General features: G+C 69.5%; 21 protein-coding genes. 17 read left to right on the top strand and 4 right to left on the bottom strand.

Annotated features, from left to right (window positions below; genetic code table 11):
• Window positions 1-144: 144 nt before the first annotated feature.
• The 10 genes from ACTYVM_RS18800 (at window position 145) to ACTYVM_RS18755 (ending at window position 5,716) form a co-directional block, all read left to right on the top strand.
• Entirely contained in the window at window positions 145-381 is a 237-nt protein-coding gene (locus ACTYVM_RS18800) for a Flp family type IVb pilin (protein ID WP_445526997.1), read from the top strand.
• The gene (locus tag ACTYVM_RS18795) at window positions 378-977 is read left to right on the top strand and encodes a pilus assembly protein TadG-related protein (RefSeq protein WP_445526996.1); all 600 of its coding nucleotides are present in this window, start codon (window positions 378-380) and stop codon (window positions 975-977) included. Before ACTYVM_RS18800 ends, ACTYVM_RS18795 begins: the two co-directional genes overlap by 4 nt.
• Window positions 978-1,011: 34 nt before the next feature.
• Window positions 1,012-1,584, top strand: coding sequence for a hypothetical protein (locus tag ACTYVM_RS18790; RefSeq protein ID WP_445526995.1), 573 nt, complete (start codon window positions 1,012-1,014; stop codon window positions 1,582-1,584).
• A 7-nt stretch (window positions 1,585-1,591) separates the two neighbouring features.
• Window positions 1,592-2,218 carry an OmpA family protein gene (locus ACTYVM_RS18785; protein WP_445526994.1) on the top strand — a complete coding sequence of 209 codons (627 nt, stop codon included), beginning with the start codon at window positions 1,592-1,594 and terminating at the stop codon, window positions 2,216-2,218.
• Window positions 2,219-2,466: 248 nt separating this feature from the next.
• Window positions 2,467-3,015: a TetR/AcrR family transcriptional regulator gene (locus tag ACTYVM_RS18780; protein ID WP_445526993.1), complete on the top strand. Its 549-nt coding sequence runs from the start codon at window positions 2,467-2,469 to the stop codon at window positions 3,013-3,015.
• A 272-nt stretch (window positions 3,016-3,287) separates the two neighbouring features.
• Complete coding sequence (locus ACTYVM_RS18775) at window positions 3,288-3,707, top strand: DUF4260 family protein (protein WP_445526992.1); 420 nt, start codon at window positions 3,288-3,290, stop codon at window positions 3,705-3,707.
• 381 nt (window positions 3,708-4,088) lie between these two features.
• Window positions 4,089-4,466 (top strand): type II toxin-antitoxin system RelE/ParE family toxin, encoded by a 378-nt coding sequence (locus ACTYVM_RS18770; RefSeq protein ID WP_445526991.1) that lies wholly within the window; start codon window positions 4,089-4,091, stop codon window positions 4,464-4,466.
• Window positions 4,463-4,801, top strand: coding sequence for an XRE family transcriptional regulator (locus ACTYVM_RS18765; protein WP_445526990.1), 339 nt, complete (start codon window positions 4,463-4,465; stop codon window positions 4,799-4,801). The genes ACTYVM_RS18770 and ACTYVM_RS18765 overlap by 4 nt, the downstream gene beginning before the upstream one ends.
• A 241-nt stretch (window positions 4,802-5,042) precedes the next feature.
• Window positions 5,043-5,324, top strand: coding sequence for an Arc family DNA-binding protein (locus tag ACTYVM_RS18760; protein ID WP_445526989.1), 282 nt, complete (start codon window positions 5,043-5,045; stop codon window positions 5,322-5,324).
• Window positions 5,325-5,329: 5 nt separating this feature from the next.
• Window positions 5,330-5,716 (top strand): PIN domain-containing protein, encoded by a 387-nt coding sequence (locus ACTYVM_RS18755; RefSeq protein WP_445527016.1) that lies wholly within the window; start codon window positions 5,330-5,332, stop codon window positions 5,714-5,716.
• A gap of 26 nt (window positions 5,717-5,742) precedes the next feature.
• Here ACTYVM_RS18755 and ACTYVM_RS18750 read toward each other — a convergent pair whose 3' ends face one another.
• Window positions 5,743-5,934 carry a hypothetical protein gene (locus ACTYVM_RS18750; RefSeq protein ID WP_445526988.1) on the bottom strand — a complete coding sequence of 64 codons (192 nt, stop codon included), beginning with the start codon at window positions 5,932-5,934 and terminating at the stop codon, window positions 5,743-5,745.
• Between the two features lie 12 nt (window positions 5,935-5,946).
• Window positions 5,947-6,798, bottom strand: coding sequence for a helix-turn-helix domain-containing protein (locus ACTYVM_RS18745; RefSeq protein ID WP_445526987.1), 852 nt, complete (start codon window positions 6,796-6,798; stop codon window positions 5,947-5,949).
• Window positions 6,799-7,049: 251 nt separating this feature from the next.
• Between ACTYVM_RS18745 and ACTYVM_RS18740 the strand changes: the two genes are divergently transcribed.
• A complete protein-coding gene (locus tag ACTYVM_RS18740; RefSeq protein WP_445526986.1) occupies window positions 7,050-7,562 on the top strand; it encodes an ATP-binding protein in 513 nt (170 codons plus the stop codon).
• 69 nt (window positions 7,563-7,631) lie between these two features.
• Here ACTYVM_RS18740 and ACTYVM_RS18735 read toward each other — a convergent pair whose 3' ends face one another.
• The gene (locus ACTYVM_RS18735) at window positions 7,632-8,021 is read right to left on the bottom strand and encodes a DUF192 domain-containing protein (protein ID WP_445526985.1); all 390 of its coding nucleotides are present in this window, start codon (window positions 8,019-8,021) and stop codon (window positions 7,632-7,634) included.
• 147 nt (window positions 8,022-8,168) lie between these two features.
• On the opposite strand from ACTYVM_RS18735, the gene ACTYVM_RS18730 reads away from it, so the two are divergent.
• From ACTYVM_RS18730 to ACTYVM_RS18705, 6 genes are all read left to right on the top strand, one after another.
• Window positions 8,169-8,915 (top strand): prepilin peptidase, encoded by a 747-nt coding sequence (locus ACTYVM_RS18730; RefSeq protein ID WP_445526984.1) that lies wholly within the window; start codon window positions 8,169-8,171, stop codon window positions 8,913-8,915.
• Between the two features lie 202 nt (window positions 8,916-9,117).
• On the top strand, window positions 9,118-9,912 hold the full coding sequence (locus ACTYVM_RS18725; RefSeq protein ID WP_445526983.1) for a methyltransferase domain-containing protein: 795 nt from the start codon (window positions 9,118-9,120) through the stop codon (window positions 9,910-9,912).
• Between the two features lie 753 nt (window positions 9,913-10,665).
• Window positions 10,666-11,439 (top strand): isoprenyl transferase, encoded by a 774-nt coding sequence (locus ACTYVM_RS18720; RefSeq protein WP_445526982.1) that lies wholly within the window; start codon window positions 10,666-10,668, stop codon window positions 11,437-11,439.
• Window positions 11,440-11,779: 340 nt separating this feature from the next.
• Entirely contained in the window at window positions 11,780-13,105 is a 1,326-nt protein-coding gene (gene phoH2, locus ACTYVM_RS18715; protein WP_400028863.1) for an RNA 5'-3' helicase PhoH2, read from the top strand.
• A gap of 400 nt (window positions 13,106-13,505) precedes the next feature.
• A complete protein-coding gene (locus tag ACTYVM_RS18710) occupies window positions 13,506-14,228 on the top strand; it encodes an aggregation-promoting factor C-terminal-like domain-containing protein (RefSeq protein ID WP_445526981.1) in 723 nt (240 codons plus the stop codon).
• A 132-nt stretch (window positions 14,229-14,360) separates the two neighbouring features.
• Complete coding sequence (locus tag ACTYVM_RS18705; protein ID WP_445526980.1) at window positions 14,361-15,752, top strand: AI-2E family transporter; 1,392 nt, start codon at window positions 14,361-14,363, stop codon at window positions 15,750-15,752.
• 57 nt (window positions 15,753-15,809) lie between these two features.
• On the opposite strand, the gene ACTYVM_RS18700 is transcribed toward ACTYVM_RS18705, so the two are convergent.
• Window positions 15,810-16,343 (bottom strand): alkyl hydroperoxide reductase, encoded by a 534-nt coding sequence (locus tag ACTYVM_RS18700; protein WP_400028866.1) that lies wholly within the window; start codon window positions 16,341-16,343, stop codon window positions 15,810-15,812.

The following is a 16,343-nucleotide window of genomic DNA, read 5'->3' as shown; positions in this document are numbered from 1 at the left end:
TGGTGGCGACGGTACGGGGGAAGCGGGGCCGGGTCTCCCTTTGGGCCCGGGATTGGGTCCGGGGACCCTCCGGCGGACGGGGTGTTCCGGCATACGTTTCCGGTGTCGCAAGCGGCACCGAGACCAAATCCGGAGGGGAACACCATGAGCGACCTGATGCTGAAGACCGCGGTGTCGGCCAAGACCCGCGTGAACGGCTGGAAGAACACGACGGTCGAAGCGATGCAGCGCCGCGCCGGCGACAGGGGGCAGACCGCGGTCGAGTACCTGGGGATCATCGCGGTGGTGGTGGCGATCGTGCTGGCGATCACGGGGACGGACATCGGAAAGTCCATTTTCGACGCGATCACGACCAAGATCTCCGAGGTCACCGGCGGGTGACGCGGCCGCGCAGGTACGGCGACGCAGGGCAGGCCTTCCCCATCTACATCACGGTGGTGGGGGGCCTGCTCTTTCTTGCGTTCGCATACCTGGCGGTCGGACAGGCGGCGGCCAACCGAAACGGGGCGCAGACGGCGGCAGACGCGGCGGCATTGGCAGCCGCGCAGGACACCCGGGACCAACTCGCGGGCAAGTGGCTCGACACCGTGCTCGATCCAACCAAGTGGCAGGACCTCCTGGACGGCAACGCGGCGCAGATGAATGGCTGCTGGCGCGCGTACCAGCTCGCGCAGCAGAATGAAGCGCACGTGGAAGCCTGTCAGCCGCAGTTGCTCAGGTACACGGTGTATGTCCTGACCGACAAGACGGTCGGGCGCTCCATTGTTCCTGGCACGGAGAACAAGCGCTCCAAGGCGCATGCCAGCGCCGTCATCGCGCCGCTGTGCACGTTCGTCCCCCCTGTCGAGGGCTCCGAGGACAAGGACCTACTCCCGCGACTCACCTGCAAGAACAACAGGTACTGGGACCTCGATCCGCACCACCTCACGGACCTGCCGCGACCCGAGGACCTCTTCGACGTCCATCTGGCCGACTGACAAGCGAACGACGAGTGATGAAGGAAGCAGAGTGATGAGCATTCGGTTCACTGCGAAGGCCCGCAGGGGGTTGGTCGCGTTGACCGTGGCCGCTGGGTTGGCCCTCGGTGCGGCCGGTTGCGGCGGCGACGACAAGAAGCCGGATGCCTCGGCATCCGCCTCCAAGGGTGGTGGATCCAAGCCGAGTGCTCAGGAAGGACAGGACGACGCACCCCTTGCCGAACTCAGGGGACCAAGCGGTCTGACCTTGAAGATCACAGCTGCCAAACGTGACTCTGGGGGGTTCGTCACGATCAACGCCGATCTCAAGAATGACGGGAGCAAGACGGCCGTTCTCTCATCCCAGCTCACGGGCAACGAGACCGAGATCATGAAGAACGGTAGGTCCTTCGGCGGTGCCACTCTCGTGGACTCCAAGGAGAAGAAGCGCTACTACGTGTTGCGGGACACCGATGGGCGACCGCTCACCACGACCGGTGTACAGACGATCAAGTCCGGCGACTCCATCCCTGTTTTCTTGCAATTCCCGGCGCCGCCCGCGAGCACGGACGAGGTTAGCTTCCAGCTCCCGACGTTCGCCGAAGCCACGATCAAGATCTCAGGGTGAGGCCCCGATGACCCCCACCCGCCTCACCGTCGCCCTCACCGCCGCCGGCGTCATGACCGTCGCGAACCTCTACGGTGCCGTGGCCGCCCGCGCCGACAGTGGCCCCAGCGTGCCCCCGGGCACCGAGCCCTCCGCCTCCGCCCCCGTGAAGGTCGACCCGAGCGACCCCGACCTCAAACTGCCCGAGGGGGCCACCCTCGCCGACCCCAAGGTGCTGGACATCAAGTCGGTGGTCGAGGAACAGGGCGGTGAGGAACGCCGTGAGGACACCAACACGGACGTGACGTTCGCCCTCCAGGCCGAGGTGCTGTTCGCCAAGGACAGCGCGAAGCTGAGCGACCAGGCGAAGGCCCGGATCGACACGATCGCGCAGGAGGTCAAGAAGCAGAAGGCGAGCCAGGTCCGCGTCTTCGGCTTCACGGACAACCTCGGCACCCACGCGCACGGCGTGGTCCTGTCCAAGCAGCGCGCCAACGCCGTCCAGGACGTCCTCTCCCAGGAGCTGAACGACCCGAACATCACCTTCGACGTACGCGGTTACGCCGAGCAGTACCCCATCGCGGACAACTCCACGGAGGACGGCCGCAAGAAGAACCGCCGAGTGGAGGTCTCGTTCCCCCGCACACAGAGCTGACGGCCCACGCCGCAGACCTGCGGCACTTGTGGGATCTCAAATCTCGTACGGGACGTGATGCGCCGTCTTGGTGCCGCCCTGCCGCGATTCACTGCGGTAGGGCCCGAGTTCATCCCTGCCGCCCTTGACGGCTAACGCCCGTAGCCGTAACTTGACGTTCCATGGCTAACGGCGTTAGCCATGTTGATCATTCGCGACACGAAAGGGCTGCAGTGAGCACTCCCGTAGACGAATCCGGGCGGCCCGCCATGGCCGACCGTGCGCGGCAGATCATGGCCGCTGCCCGGGAGTTGCTCGACGCTGAAGGGCCGGAGGCGTTGTCGATGCGACGCATTGCCGAGCGCGTCGGTATCCGGGCGCCTTCCTTGTACAAGCACTTTCCTGACAAGGCCGCTGTCGAGGCCGGGCTTCAAGCGCAGGGGATGGTTCGCCTGGCGCAGGACATGGAGGCCGCTGAGGCCGAGATCGGCGACGATCCGCCCCTGCTGGTGCTCGCGAGCGCCTATCGGCGGCATGCGCTCGCCGGTCCGCATCTCTACCGCCTTACCCACACTCGGCCGCTCGCCCGCACCGCGCTCCCCGAAGGACTCGAAGACCGCGCGGCGATGGCCCTGGCCCGCGCGGTGCATGGCGACATCGATATCGCGCGGTCGTTCTGGGCGTTCGCCCACGGCATGGTGGTACTCGAACTCGACGGCCGATTCCCGCCCGGCGCGGACCTGGACGCCGCATGGCGCACCGGCTGCGAGGCGTTCGCCGACGTACTCCAGAACAAGACTGGCGGCGATGCCCTGTGACGACCATCGCCAAGCGTTCCGCTCACAAGCCGCAGAGGCAGCGTGGCGGCTCGTCCGGCCGGATGGGCCGCGATGGTCCCGGCGGCGCTCGCCTTCGTGCAACTGGCCCTGGAACTGGTCGCAATATCGGGAGCTGATCCATCGTCACCGGACACAACCGGCGCGCTGTTCGAGACGGTCCAGCGTACGGACCAGGAGAGCTACGCCCCAACCGTTCAGCGCCCCGCCCCAAGCTGGATCTCGGCCACCGTCTCCTCGCAAGGAGTGAACGCATGACATCCCTGACGCGCCACAAGGCCACCCGGAGTTCGGCATCGGGCCTGGTCCGTGGTGCCTGGGCCCTGCTCGCCGTGTTTCTGCTGGCCTGGACTGCGCTCGAGATGGTCAACCATGGCGGCGGGACGATTCCCCTGGGCATTGTGGGCTTCATCGCTCCCGACCTGACGCTGTTCGTCGGGCCGGCGGGGCCGCACGAACCCGGGCAGCTCCCACGCGGCAAGGTGCCCGCCTACAACCTCGTCCACCGGCCGATCGGCCCAGTTCTGGGGCTCGTCGTCGTCCCCTTCCTGCCGGGCGACGGGCCCGGTGCCAACGTCGGGCTCTTCACCTTCGGACTCGCCTGGCTGCTGCACATCGCCTCGGATCGGGCGCTCGGATACGGACTGCGCACCGCCGACGGCTGGCAGCGCTGAGCGCCGACCGAGCGGCTTCCGCGGCCCCGGACGCAGCGACCGAAGCTCCGCACGACAAGATCCCGGAGACCTTGGACGCGGAGTCCAAGAAGGACATCGTCAGCCGCATAGAGCATGCGATGACCGTGCGTGAGTGGGCGGAACGGACGGCTGCCGATGACGGTTCTGAGAAAGAGCCGCGGAGCTGAGACACGGGCACCTGGAAACGGGCTGGGCCGGCTCAGAAACCCGCTGGTCAGAGCTGTGCTCTATGATGCGAGCGCGAGATTTTGCACTGATTCCGGGCCTCAAAACTCGCTGGATGCCGCACAGGTTCACCCGAAGGCGTGAGCTGTCCTGATCCCGCTCCCCGAAGTTAATGCTTGCGTTAACTTCGCAGTCGTGGCTCAATGGGAAGTGATTCTGGTAGCCGAGGTCGCCACGTGGTACGACGCGCTGGTCGACGAGGACTGGGACAGTGCGGAACAGGTGGAGGATGCGATCGACGTGCTGGCTGCGACCGGGCCGACACTCGGGCGGCCTTTGGTCGATCGGATCAAGGGTGCCGAACAGCACCATATGAAGGAGCTGCGGCCCGGGTCGTCCGAGAGTGGGGAGATCCGCATCCTCTTTGCCTTCGACCCGATTCGCCGCGCGGTGCTTCTCGTGGCTGGTGACAAGGCCGGCGACTGGCAGGGCTGGTACGACGCCAATATCCCGCTGGCCGAAAAGCGCTATCAAAGGCATCTCGCCGAACTCGACTCCAGGGAGTACGAATGAGCAGCGTCAGCTGGGAGGAGACCAGGCGCAAGGCGCGGGAGCGTCGTATCGCGGCGGGCCTGCCCGTGCGTACGGCCGAGGAGAAGCAGGCGGCCATGGACCAGCTGGCCGCCGAGGTGCGGGCGTATCAGCTGGCCGAGGTGCGGCGCGACCAGGCGCTCACGCAGCGTGATGTTGCTGCGGTAATGGGGGTCTCGGCGCCGCGCGTTTCCTCGATCGAGCACGGTGAGGTCGACCGTACCGAGGTTGCGACCCTCCGGTCCTACGTGGAAGCGCTCGGCGGCAGGCTCCGGGTCGTCGCCGACTTCGGCGACACCGAGTACACCGTGGCATGAACGAAGAGGCTCTTGGCCGACTGCAAAATGTGGTCCGCCTCGTCGGCCGTCCAGCTCCGTCTCCGCGGCCGCAAGGCCTGACTCTCGAGCCACGACCAGCCCGCGGAGGATCTGCCAGCACGTTGGGACTGATCTTGAAGATCCGGCCGTGAGGCGGAGAACATCAAAAGCAGTAGCGATGCGCGGCTGCGTGACTGCTGGCGGCGCCGTAGGTGACGTATACGCGACGTATACTCGCGGCATGTCCGATGTCATGATTCGCGTGCCCGCCGAAGTCCGTGACCAGCTGGCTGCCGTGGCTGAGGCGCGGGGGACCAGTCTGCGTCGCCTCATGCAGGAAATAGCTGCTCAAATGCTGACTCCGGAGCAGATCAAGGACCGGGCCGAGCGTACCCGCGCCCTGCTCGCCGAGCGGTTCGGGCATTACGTGACGGATGAGGAATCCGCCGAAATGCGGCGCAAGATGCGTGAAGCCGCCGCCGCTCACCGGGCTGCTCTCGCCGGGACGGAGTCGTCCGGTTGAGCCAGGTGATCGAACACTACGTATTCGACAGCCCCACGCTGCTGGCGATGGGCGGCAACAAGCAGGTTTCCGGTCTCATCCACGCCGCGGCGTCCAGTGGTGACGTGCGCCTGTGGGTGCCCGTCCTCTGCCTCCTGGAGGCTGAGCGTGAGCGCCAGGGCGTTGTTGCCCACGTGGGTGTGCTGATGGACGTACTCAGCGTCATCGAGGACGACTACGGGCTGGCCCTGACCGTCGCCGAGCTGCTCCGCGACGGTGTCGCCTTCGGTGTCGCGGCAGCGGTGCATGTGGCGCGGCCGAACCCGATGCTCCCCGACGGCGCGCTGGTGGCCACCGTCGCGCCGGAGGCCTACGGCGGGCTCGGGGTCGGGGTCATGGACCTGAATCGTTGACGATCGCGGCTCCGAGGTGCTGATCCCTACAGCAGGTGATCGGCCCTCCCCGCCTTGATCTCCAGGATGAGGGCGCGGAGGGCGTCGCGGCTATCGGTCAGGGGGTGGTCTTCCTGCCCGGCGACGGCGATGTAGGCGTTGCCGTCGGGGTCGGTTCCTATGCGGAAGCAGTTGGCGCCCTCTCCGCAGAAGGGGTCTTCCCAGGTGATGGCCGGCATGGTGGTGGCTCCTCAAAGGTCGGCGGTGAGGCCGCGGATGAAGTCGCGTGACGCGTCGGGGGCAAGTGCCACTGCCTCTGCCGCGGCGAGCATGGCCCGGTACTTGGCGAGCTGGTTCTCCGAGTCGATGAACTCCGGCCCGTGAGTGCTGTCGAGTTCGACGGTGTCGAGTTGCGGCACGGACGACTCGACGTACAGGACCGACTGGCCTGCTCCGGGGAAGCCGCCCGCTTTGAAGGGAATGACCCGCAGTATGACGGCCTCGCGCTCGGACATGGTCAGCAGGTGCACCAGTTGCCGCCGGGCTACTGCGGATCCGCCGAACTCCATGCGCAGGGCCGCTTCGTGGAGGATGACGTCAAGGTCGGGTGGCGTCGGGCGGTCGAGCACCTGCTGTCGGTCCAGGCGCTGCGAGATGCGGACCTCGACATCCGCCGTTGACAAGGCGGGGATCACCGCTTGGAAGACGGCGCGGGCGTGTTCCTCGGTCTGTAGCAGTCCAGGCAGGTGCACGCTCACTGACATGCGTACGCGTACGGCGTGCCACTCCATCTCGGCGATGTCGAGGAAGGCTTCGGGCAGTTGACCGCGGTAGGAATCCCACCATCCTTTGTCGCGATCGGCGGCCATGGTGGCCAAGGCCTCGACAAGGGGTTGATCCGAACACCCGTAGTTGCTTGCCAACGTGCGCACACGTTCAGGGCTGATGCCCGAGCGCCCGGACTCCATATTGGGCACGTTTGTTCGTGGGACGCGCAGCAATCCGGCGGCGTACTCGGTCGTCATCCCGGCCGCGACCCGCATCTTGCGAAGCTCCAGGCCCAGACGCCGCTGACGCGCCGTTGGTGCGCTTCTGGGCGCCATGCTCCCCTCCTGCCCCATTGTTTGGTGGGAGTCAGTCTGCCTCCGGGGTCGGCGGCGGGTCCACTCGATGGGGGCAGGTTTCGGCTAGTTGGTAGTACGTGTACTCCGTGATGTCCTACGGTCTGTGACAGGTCGACCACGACCCTCCGCCGCCGCGCGGAAGTGCATCACCCATGCCATGTCAGGCCCGGGGTGACAGGCCACCGTGCGCGAATCGAAGAACAATCACGCCACTGATCCCGGGAGTTGTCATGCCTGTCGCCACAACCTCCGCCTGCCTGCCCTACACCCCCACCGACCTGCCGCCCGCGCCCCCCAACCCCGAATCCCTCACCTACAGCCTCACGCTTCCTGCCGCACCGCAGACCCGGGCGATCGTCAGGGCCACGATCCGCACGATCCTCGACGCGCACGGCCTCGCCGACATGACCGACGCCGCCGTCCAGGTGACGAGCGAACTTGCTGACTGTGCCTGCCGTTTCACCCCCTCGCCCGAGGTGTACGTCTGCCTCCGCTACCGGGACGACGCCCTGCGCGTGGTCCTGTACGACGCGCACCCCCGCCACCAGCACCCCCGCCTCGCCGCCGCCTGCGACGCCCGCCGCCGCTCGGCCCTGCGCCTGTCGGCCTGCGTGGTCCGGGTGTGCGGCGGCGACTGGGGCTTCGGCGACGCCCGCGAGCCCGGCGGGGGCACGCGGACGTGGGCGGTGCTGCCACGGGAGGGCGCCCGCGCGTACCTGGTAGGCGGCTACACGGATCGGTGACGGCATCCGGGAAACCGGTCGGCGAGGTGAAGCGCCGCCTCACTCGTGAGTTCCGGGAGGAGCTGTTGGTCAGGTTGGCAGGGGCGCTCGATGCTCCTGCTCGGCCTCCACCGTCACCAGCACCCCCGCCCGCAGCCCCCAGCCCGCCATCGCCCCGGCCTCCGCCTCCAGTACGTGGCGGGAGCGCGGGCGGGGCAGGCCGAGGCGGTTCGGGTGCATGGTGACGACGGTGAGGACGCGCAGGTCGCGGTCGAGGTAGGCGACATCGATCGGGATGCGCATGCGGAAGGTGTGCACGCTGCCCGCGGGAGAGAGCAGGATCGCGCCGTCGACCGCGTCACGGCCCAGCAGGCCCTTGGTGCGGGCCCGGTAGGAGGTCGCCAGTTCCAAGGGGACCGCCACCGGCGCCGCGCCGTGCACGATCAGCCTGCCCCGCCCGTCGCGCCAGCGTCGTCCCATGCCGAGCCGCCCTCCCGCTGAATCCCGTGCGTTCTGTGCGTCCTGTGCGTCCTGTGTCCTGACGACCGACCGTAGCGGCGGGGCGGTGGGTCCCGCATGGGTCCACGGGCCCATGCCCCTCGCGCACCCCGCGGCTAGGGTCCGGGCGTGCGCGTACTGGTGACCGTCGTGGCGGTGTTGTGGGGTGCGGGGACCGGGCTGCTGCTGCCCCGGGCCGCCCACCGGTTCTCGGTCGGCGCCGGCAAGGCGTGGAGCGCCCGGTGCCCGGGCGGGCATCCGATCACCGGCGCGTTCGGGGGCTGGGTGGGCCGGGCCCGCTGCACGGACGCGGCGGCCGGGTGCGGACCGTACGGGCCGAGCCCCCGGGGCGTGGCCGCCATGACCGCGCTCGTCTGCGCCGCGCTCGCCGCCGCCACCGGGCCCCGCCCCGAGGCGGCGGTCTGGCTGCTCGCCGCGCCGGTCGGCGTGCTGCTGGCGCTCGTCGACCACCGTGTGCACCGGCTCCCGGACGTGCTGACGCTGCCGCTGGCCGCCGCGACCGCCGCCCTGCTCGCCGTCGCCGCCGCACTGCCCGCCGCCGCGGGCTCCTGGCCCACCGCGCTGCTCGGCGGACTCGCCCTCGGCGCCGCGTACTTCGTGCTGTTCCTCGTCAACCCGGCCGGCATGGGCTTCGGCGACGTCAAACTCGCCCTGGCGCTCGGCGCGGCCCTCGGCTGGTACGGCTGGCCGGTGCTCGTCCTCGGCGCCTTCGCCGGACTGCTCTACGGCGCCTGCTACGGCCTGGGCCTGGTGGTGCTGCGCCGGGCGGCCCGCAAGTCGGCCGTCGCGCTGGGGCCGTTCATGCTCGCCGGGGCCCTGACGGGCCTGTTGCTGGGGGCGTTCGCGGTGGCGTGAGCGGTTGCACGCGGGATCGCCCCCCGCCCAGCGGTCGGGGCCGACACGGTGATCCTCCGGCCGGCCGGGGACGAGCGGCCGACCCCGAGTGCTGACGCGGCCGGCCCCGAGAGCTTCGTCCGCTCCACGGCCGAGGAGGCGATCGCCCGTGTGCCCGTATATCGGAGGCGGCGGGAGGCCGCCATGAGGGACGATCACCCGCATGGCAGACCGTCAGCGCCGTTCCGCACGCTCCTTCGAGGATCTCGTCGCCGAGGGAGCCGCCGTTCCCACCGAGGGGTGGGACTTCTCGTGGTTCGCGGGCCGGGCCACCGAGGCGCGGCCCTCCTGGGGGTACGCCGTCTCGATGGCCGCCCGGCTGGCCGGGGCCCGCGCCGTGCTCGACGTGCAGACCGGCGGCGGGGAGGTCCTCGACTTCGCGCTCGGCCGGGCCGCGCACAGGCCCGCGCTGCTCGCCGCCACCGAGGACTGGCCGCCGAACGTGGCCAGGGCCACCGCACTGCTCGGCCCGCGTGGCGTCGTGGTCGTCGACTCCCCGCAGGACGCGCCGCTGCCGTTCGGCGACGGCGCCTTCGACCTCGTCGTCAGCCGACACCCCGTACGCCCGCACTGGGCGGAGATCGCCCGCGTTCTGGAGCCCGGCGGGACGTACTTCGCGCAGCACGTCGGGCCCGGCAGCGTCTTCGAACTCGTCGAGTACTTCCTCGGGCCGCAGCCGGAGGAGACGCGCACCGCCCGCCACCCCGACCGCGAGCGCGAGGACGCGCGGGCGGCCGGTCTGGAGGTCGTCGACCTGCGCGCCGAACGCCTGCGCATCGAGTTCCACGACATCGCCGCCGTCGTGCACTTCCTGCGCAAGGTGGTCTGGATGGTCCCCGGGTTCACCGTCGAGGCGTACGAGCCCCGGCTGCGGGCGCTGCACGAACGGATCGAGGCGTACGGCCCGTTCGTGGCGTACAGCACGCGCCACCTCTTCGAGGCACGCAGGGCGAGGTGAACACGCGCGTCGGGGCCGCCCGTTCCCACATCGTTACCGCCTGCCCCTCGCGTCACCCTTTCCCCCGCCCGTAAAGTTCAGACCAAGGGAATTCGCGTGAGCAAAGCCGCGCGGTCGGTGCCGCGTGGTGGAGGGGGCTGCGCGGCGCCGTGGCCCTGATGGCGGTATCCGCCCGGCCCGGAGGACTGGTGCGGGGCGGTGCCGCCGGCGTCAAGCGGGCGTTCGCGCCCCGGTCGCCCCTGGGAGGGACGCGGGGGCAACACGCCGCGCGCCCCCTGAAGGGCCGAGCCTCTTCGCTTCTCGCCGGACGCTGTCCGCTGTGCCGGCGATTCCGTCACGATCCGGCCGTGACCAGGTGCGGAATGGCGGATTCCGACGCTCCCCTACGCTCTCCATACGTCGCCGGGTGACTTCGGAGAGTAATTTTGTCGCGTCTGGGCACACAGTAGCCCTTACGAAGGGTTATGGTGGGAACCCCCCCTCGGGCCGGTCCGTCTCCCCCCCACGGACCGGCCCGTTTTCTTTGGGAGCCGCGGGGGGTGCGTCTGATACACCCCTGGGGGGTCGTGCCTGGCACACCCGCGAGAGCCGCGCTGACGCATCAGGGCGCGCACCGCGCCCTGTTGAGGGACGCTTGGATTGCCGGGGGTAGGCTTCGCCCCCGGGGACCGCTCATACGGGCCAGGCCGCCGCACGGACAGGGAACGCCCCCGGCCGCGCCTGTCCGATCCATACGGAGGGGCTGACGAACACGTGAACCTGCGCGACAAGCTGCGTGGCCTGCTGGTCAGGCTGTACGCACGCCGGGTGGAGGGCCACCTGGACCCCGCTCAGGTGCCCAAGCACATCGGCGTCATCATGGACGGGAACCGGCGCTGGGCGAAGGCCGCCGGTTCCACCACCGCCCAGGGCCACCGGGCCGGCGCGGACAAGATCGAGGAGTTCCTCGGCTGGTGCACCGAGACGGACGTCAAGGTCGTCACCCTCTGGCTGCTGTCCACGGACAACTTCGACCGGCCCCAGGAGGAGCTCGTCCCGCTCCTCGGCATCATCGAGGACGTCGTGCGCTCCCTGGCCACCGACGGCCGCTGGCGCGTCCACCACGTCGGCACCATGGACCTGCTACCGCCGGCGATGCAGGCCACCCTCAAGGAGGCCGAGGAGGGCACCGCCCACGTCGACGGAATAGTCGTCAACGTCGCCATCGGCTACGGCGGCCGGCAGGAGATCGCCGACGCCGTGCGCTCCATGCTCCTCGACGCCCACGACAACGGCACCTCCATGGAGGACCTCGCCGAGTCCGTCGACATCGACATGATCGGCCGCCACCTGTACACCAAGGCCCAGCCCGACCCGGACCTGGTCATCCGCACCAGCGGGGAGCAGCGGCTGTCCGGATTCATGATCTGGCAGACGGCTCACTCCGAGTACTACTTCTGCGACGTCTTCTGGCCGGCCTTCCGCAAGGTCGACTTCCTGCGCGCGCTGCGCGACTACGCGGCCCGGGGCCGCCGCTTCGGCGGCTGAGCACATACCCCTTCCGCCACCCGGGTGCCACCTCTTCACGATGAGTTCATTCGTGCGTCGTTCCGCTTATTTGCATGGCGGCGCATCTTCGAGGGCATAAGGCAAACAGGTCGACACCCGAACCACGGGCGTCGGATCTCAGCGGGCGGCCCCGGGTCGTCCGCCCGGGAGGCCCTTTGTACGAGCCCGACCGTGCGGTCTCAGCACGGACGAAGACGTGGGTGGCCGGTTCTCGGCCCGCCGTGTGCGGGGGCCGTCGACCGGCCGGCTTGCTCCCGCCCGCGCAGCCCGGCCTCCATCTCGTCGCTCCCCGACCTCATCCGAGGGGGTACGTCCTTCCGTGGTGACCAGCACAAAGCGCCACAAGCCAGACCGGCGCACCTACGTTCTCGACACCAGCGTCCTGCTGGCGGACCCGAGCGCCCTGACCCGCTTCGACGAGCACGAGGTCGTGCTCCCCATCGTCGTGGTCACGGAACTGGAGGCCAAGCGGCACCATCCCGAACTCGGCTACTTCGCCCGGCAGGCACTGCGCCTGCTGGACGACTACCGGGTCCGGCACGGCCGCCTCGACGCCCCCATCCCGATCGGGGACCTCGGCGGAACGGTCCGGGTCGAGCTGAACCACTCGGACCCCAGCGTGCTGCCCACCGGCTACCGCCTGGGGGACAACGACTCGCGCATCCTCGCGGTCGCCCGCAATCTCCAGGCGGAGGGCTACGACGTCACCGTCGTGTCGAAGGACCTGCCGCTGCGCATCAAGGCGTCCTCCGTCGGCCTGCTGGCCGAGGAGTACCGCGCGGAACTCGCCATCACCGACTCCTCCGGCTGGACCGGGATGTCCGAACTCACTCTGCCGGGTGAACAGGTGGACATCCTCTTCGAGGAGGGGCACCTCCACGTCCCGGAGGCGTCCGAACTGCCCGTGCACACCGGACTGACGATCCAGTCCGAGCGGGGCAGGGCCCTGGGCCGCGTCACGCCCGAGGGCGGCGTCCGCCTGGTGCGCGGCGACCGGGAGGCGTTCGGCATCAAGGGGCGCAGCGCGGAGCAGCGGATCGCCCTTGACCTGCTGCTCGACCCGGACGTCGGGATCGTGTCGATGGGCGGCCGGGCCGGCACCGGCAAGTCGGCGCTGGCGCTGTGCGCGGGCCTGGAGGCGGTCCTGGAGCGCCGTCAGCACCAGAAGGTGATGGTCTTCCGTCCGCTGTACGCCGTCGGCGGGCAGGAGCTCGGCTATCTGCCGGGCACCGAGGCGGAGAAGATGAACCCCTGGGCGCAGGCGGTCTTCGACACGCTGTCGGCGGTGACGTCCCGGGAGGTCATCGAGGAGGTCACCGCACGCGGGATGCTGGAGGTGCTGCCGCTCACCCACATCCGCGGCCGGTCGCTGCACGACGCGTTCGTGATCGTGGACGAGGCCCAGTCGCTGGAGCGGAACGTCCTGCTGACCGTTCTGTCCCGGATCGGGGCCAACTCGCGGGTGGTTCTGACCCATGACGTGGCGCAGCGGGACAATCTGCGGGTCGGTCGCTACGACGGTGTCGTCGCCGTCGTGGAGAAGCTGAAGGGTCATCCGCTCTTCGCGCACGTGACGCTGACCCGGTCCGAGAGGTCCCAGATCGCGGCGCTTGTGACCGAAATGCTGGAGGACGGGCACATCTGATCGAATGCGCACACCTTGAAGGGGTGGTGCGGGAGTTGGCGCCGTCCGGCAAAGGGCCTGAGCCTAGCCGGGCGGCGTCCGCGTTTGTGGGAGTTCGGGGAAATTCGCTGGGCCGAACGGGGTGTGAGCTTTCACACGCAACTCGGAATTGCCTTGCGGCGTTGGATTACGGCAGAGTCTCACTCCTGTCAGGCCCCGCATACGACACATCCGTACCGCCAGCGGTACGGCGGCACTTGAGCAGCGCTCCAACTCCATAGCGTCGTCGTATGCCGCCCGAGCACCACGCGGCGCTTCCCTCGAGGGAGTTGCCCACCGGGCCCGAGCCTCCCGTGACCCCGCAGTTGGGAGGCCAGTGCCAGGGGCACGATTGCGTCCGCCAGGGTCACCGAAGCGGGCGATGCTGGAAGGAAACCGTGTGAGCCGGATCTCGGTCCGGGGATTCGCAGTGGCCTCTGCCACCGCGGTCACCGCTGTCGGAAGCGTCGTCGGCGTTGCCACGGGCAGCACCGCGCAGAACAACGACGCCGAGGCGATGGCAGCCGACGCGACGCTTCTCGCGGACATACCCGTTGGTCAGCAGGCCCAGGTGCAGACCGCGTCCCTGACGCAACAGGCCGACGCACAGGCCATCGCCGCGGACGCGAGCGCCAAGAAGGAGGCCGAGCAGGCCGCACGCAAGGCCGCCGCCCAGACGGCGATCGCCAAGAAGGCGGAGGCCGAGCGCGCCGAGCAGGCGGCCAAGGAAGCCAAGGAGCGTGCCGAGAAGGAGGCGGCGGCCAGCCGTTCCGCGGCCCGCGAGGCCACCAGCTTCGCGGTGCAGAGCTCGTACACCGTCGCGCAGATCCAGGCGATGGCCCGCTCGATGGTGCCCGCCGGCCAGTTCCAGTGCTTCAGCAACATCGTGAACCACGAGTCCAGCTGGAACTACCGGGCGGTCAACCCCTCCTCCGGCGCGTACGGCCTGTTCCAGGCGCTGCCCGGCTCCAAGATGTCCTCCGTGGGTGCCGACTGGCAGACCAACCCGGCCACCCAGATCAAGTGGGGCCTGAACTACATGGACAGCCGCTACGGCAGCCCCTGCGACGCGTGGAACTTCTGGCAGGCCAACCACTGGTACTGAGCCGGACCTCCGCCGCACTCAACCTCCGCGCAGCCCCTCCCCGTCTTAGGGGGAGGGGCTGTTGCCCTGTACGGTCGAACCGGACGACTCCAGGGGGGAGTGGTGGGGAAAGACGGGGGAAGAGGACGGATCATGTCGCGAGTGCCAGGGTGGCTCGGCCGGCTCGGCGCCGGACTCACCGAAATGGGTGAGCGGTTGGACGAGCGCCGCGCCGAGGTGGAGAAGGACCACACCGTCCACGCCGGGCCGCCGGAGCCCGACGTGGTGGCTGCCCAGCCCCTGCCGGAGGCGACCGCCGGCCTCGCCGGCCCCGGTCCCGCCCGCCCGGACCCCGTCCAGGCCGTGCCCTGGGGCGTACGGGTGGCGGCGGAGGCAGGGTGGCGGGTGCTGGTGCTCGCGGGCACCGTGTGGGTGCTGATGCGCGCCATCAGCGCCATCCAGCTGGTGGTGCTGGCGTTCGTGACCGCGCTGCTCATCACGGCCCTGCTCCAGCCGACGGTGGCGTGGCTGAGGCGGTACGGGCTGCCGCGCGGGCCGGCCACCGCGCTCACCGCGGTCCTGGGCTTCGTCATCATGGGGCTGATCGGGTGGTTCGTGACCTGGCAGGTCATGGAGAACATCGACACGCTCTCCAGCCAGATCCAGGACGGCATCGACCAGCTGCGCAAGTGGCTGCTTGACAGCCCCTTCCATGTCACCGACAAGCAGATCAACCAGATAGCGAAGAACCTGCGGGACGCGATCGGCGCCAACACCGACCAGATCACCTCGGCCGGCCTCCAGGGCGTGACGGTGATCGTGGAGGCGCTGACCGGGATTCTGCTGACGGTCTTCTCCACGCTGTTCCTGCTCTACGACGGCCGGCGCATCTGGGAGTGGACGCTGAAGCTGGTGCCGGCGGCGGCGCGTCCGGGCGTGGCCGGTGCCGGTCCGCAGGCCTGGCGCACGCTGACGGCGTACGTGCGCGGCACGGTGATCGTGGCGCTGATCGACGCGATCTTCATCGGGCTTGGGATCTACTTCCTCAATGTGCCGATGGCGGTGCCGCTGGCCGTCTTCATCTTCCTGTTCGCCTTCATCCCGCTGGTGGGCGCGGTGATGTCGGGCGCGCTGGCGGTCGTCGTGGCGCTGGTCACCCAGGGAGTCTTCACCGCGGTGATGGTCCTGGTGGTGGTGCTGGCGGTGCAGCAGATCGAGGGCCATGTGCTGCAACCGTTCATCCTGGGCCGCGCCGTGCGGGTGCACCCGCTGGCCGTGGTCCTGTCGGTCGCCGCGGGCGGGCTGATCGCGGGGATCGGCGGCGCGGTGGTGGCGGTGCCGCTGGTGGCGGTGATGAACACGGCGGTCGGGTACCTGCGGGCCTATGCGCGCGAGCAGGAGCGGCGGCAGATGCCGGTGCCCGAGACGGCTGTGCCCGAGACGGCTGTGCCCGAGCCGGCCACCGTGCCCTCCGGCCCGGGGAGTCCCGGCCCGGGAGGTTCAGGCTCGGGAAGCGCTGGCTCGGGAAGTCCCGGATCGAGCTGAAACGGCAGAACCCCGTCCACCCTCAGGGGTGGACGGGGTTCTGCCGTACGGTGCGCGTTACTGCGCGAGGGCCGCTTCCGCGTCCAGGGTCGTCGCGACGGCCTGGACCACTGCGGCGATCTTGAACGCCTCCTGGACGACCTCGCGGTCCACGCCGGCCTTGCGCAGGACCTGCTCGTGGGAGTCGAGGCACATCCCGCAGCCGTTGATGGCGGAGACGGCGAAGGACCACAGCTCGAAGTCGACCTTGTCGACGCCGGGGTTGCCGATGACGTTCATCCGCAGACCGGCCCGCAGGGTGCCGTACTCCTGGTCGGACAGGAGGTGGCGGGTGCGGTAGAAGACGTTGTTCATGGCCATGACGGCCGCCGCGGCCTTCGCCGCGGTGTACGCCTCCGCCGACAGGTTCGCCTTCGCCTCCGGCTCCAGCTCACGCAGGACGATCGGCGAGCGCGAGGCGATCGCCGTGGCCAGCACCGTGCCCCACAGCTGCTGCGCGGGCAGGTCGCTGTTGCCGATGACCGAGCCCAGGTTGAGCTTCAGGTCCTTGGCGTAGTCCGGGACGGCGGACTTCAGGGAGTCCAGGGACAT

The organism is Streptomyces cyslabdanicus (assembly GCF_052663305.1).
This window is presented reverse-complemented; position numbering and strand designations above follow the sequence as displayed.

What these genes read in the sequence shown, in the direction of transcription:
- ACTYVM_RS18800 (WP_445526997.1), top strand. Translation starts at nt 145, where the DNA reads ATGAGCGACCTGATGCTGAAGACCGCGGTGTCGGCCAAGACCCGCGTG.
- ACTYVM_RS18790 (WP_445526995.1), top strand. Translation starts at nt 1,012, where the DNA reads ATGAGCATTCGGTTCACTGCGAAGGCCCGCAGGGGGTTGGTCGCGTTG.
- ACTYVM_RS18785 (WP_445526994.1), top strand. Translation starts at nt 1,592, where the DNA reads ATGACCCCCACCCGCCTCACCGTCGCCCTCACCGCCGCCGGCGTCATG.
- ACTYVM_RS18780 (WP_445526993.1), top strand. Translation starts at nt 2,467, where the DNA reads ATGGCCGACCGTGCGCGGCAGATCATGGCCGCTGCCCGGGAGTTGCTC.
- ACTYVM_RS18775 (WP_445526992.1), top strand. Translation starts at nt 3,288, where the DNA reads ATGACATCCCTGACGCGCCACAAGGCCACCCGGAGTTCGGCATCGGGC.
- ACTYVM_RS18765 (WP_445526990.1), top strand. Translation starts at nt 4,463, where the DNA reads ATGAGCAGCGTCAGCTGGGAGGAGACCAGGCGCAAGGCGCGGGAGCGT.
- ACTYVM_RS18760 (WP_445526989.1), top strand. Translation starts at nt 5,043, where the DNA reads ATGTCCGATGTCATGATTCGCGTGCCCGCCGAAGTCCGTGACCAGCTG.
- ACTYVM_RS18750 (WP_445526988.1), bottom strand. Translation starts at nt 5,934, where the DNA reads ATGCCGGCCATCACCTGGGAAGACCCCTTCTGCGGAGAGGGCGCCAAC.
- ACTYVM_RS18745 (WP_445526987.1), bottom strand. Translation starts at nt 6,798, where the DNA reads ATGGCGCCCAGAAGCGCACCAACGGCGCGTCAGCGGCGTCTGGGCCTG.
- ACTYVM_RS18740 (WP_445526986.1), top strand. Translation starts at nt 7,050, where the DNA reads ATGCCTGTCGCCACAACCTCCGCCTGCCTGCCCTACACCCCCACCGAC.
- ACTYVM_RS18735 (WP_445526985.1), bottom strand. Translation starts at nt 8,021, where the DNA reads ATGGGACGACGCTGGCGCGACGGGCGGGGCAGGCTGATCGTGCACGGC.
- ACTYVM_RS18725 (WP_445526983.1), top strand. Translation starts at nt 9,118, where the DNA reads ATGGCAGACCGTCAGCGCCGTTCCGCACGCTCCTTCGAGGATCTCGTC.
- ACTYVM_RS18710 (WP_445526981.1), top strand. Translation starts at nt 13,506, where the DNA reads ATGCTGGAAGGAAACCGTGTGAGCCGGATCTCGGTCCGGGGATTCGCA.
- ACTYVM_RS18705 (WP_445526980.1), top strand. Translation starts at nt 14,361, where the DNA reads ATGTCGCGAGTGCCAGGGTGGCTCGGCCGGCTCGGCGCCGGACTCACC.
- ACTYVM_RS18700 (WP_400028866.1), bottom strand. Translation starts at nt 16,343, where the DNA reads ATGTCCCTGGACTCCCTGAAGTCCGCCGTCCCGGACTACGCCAAGGAC.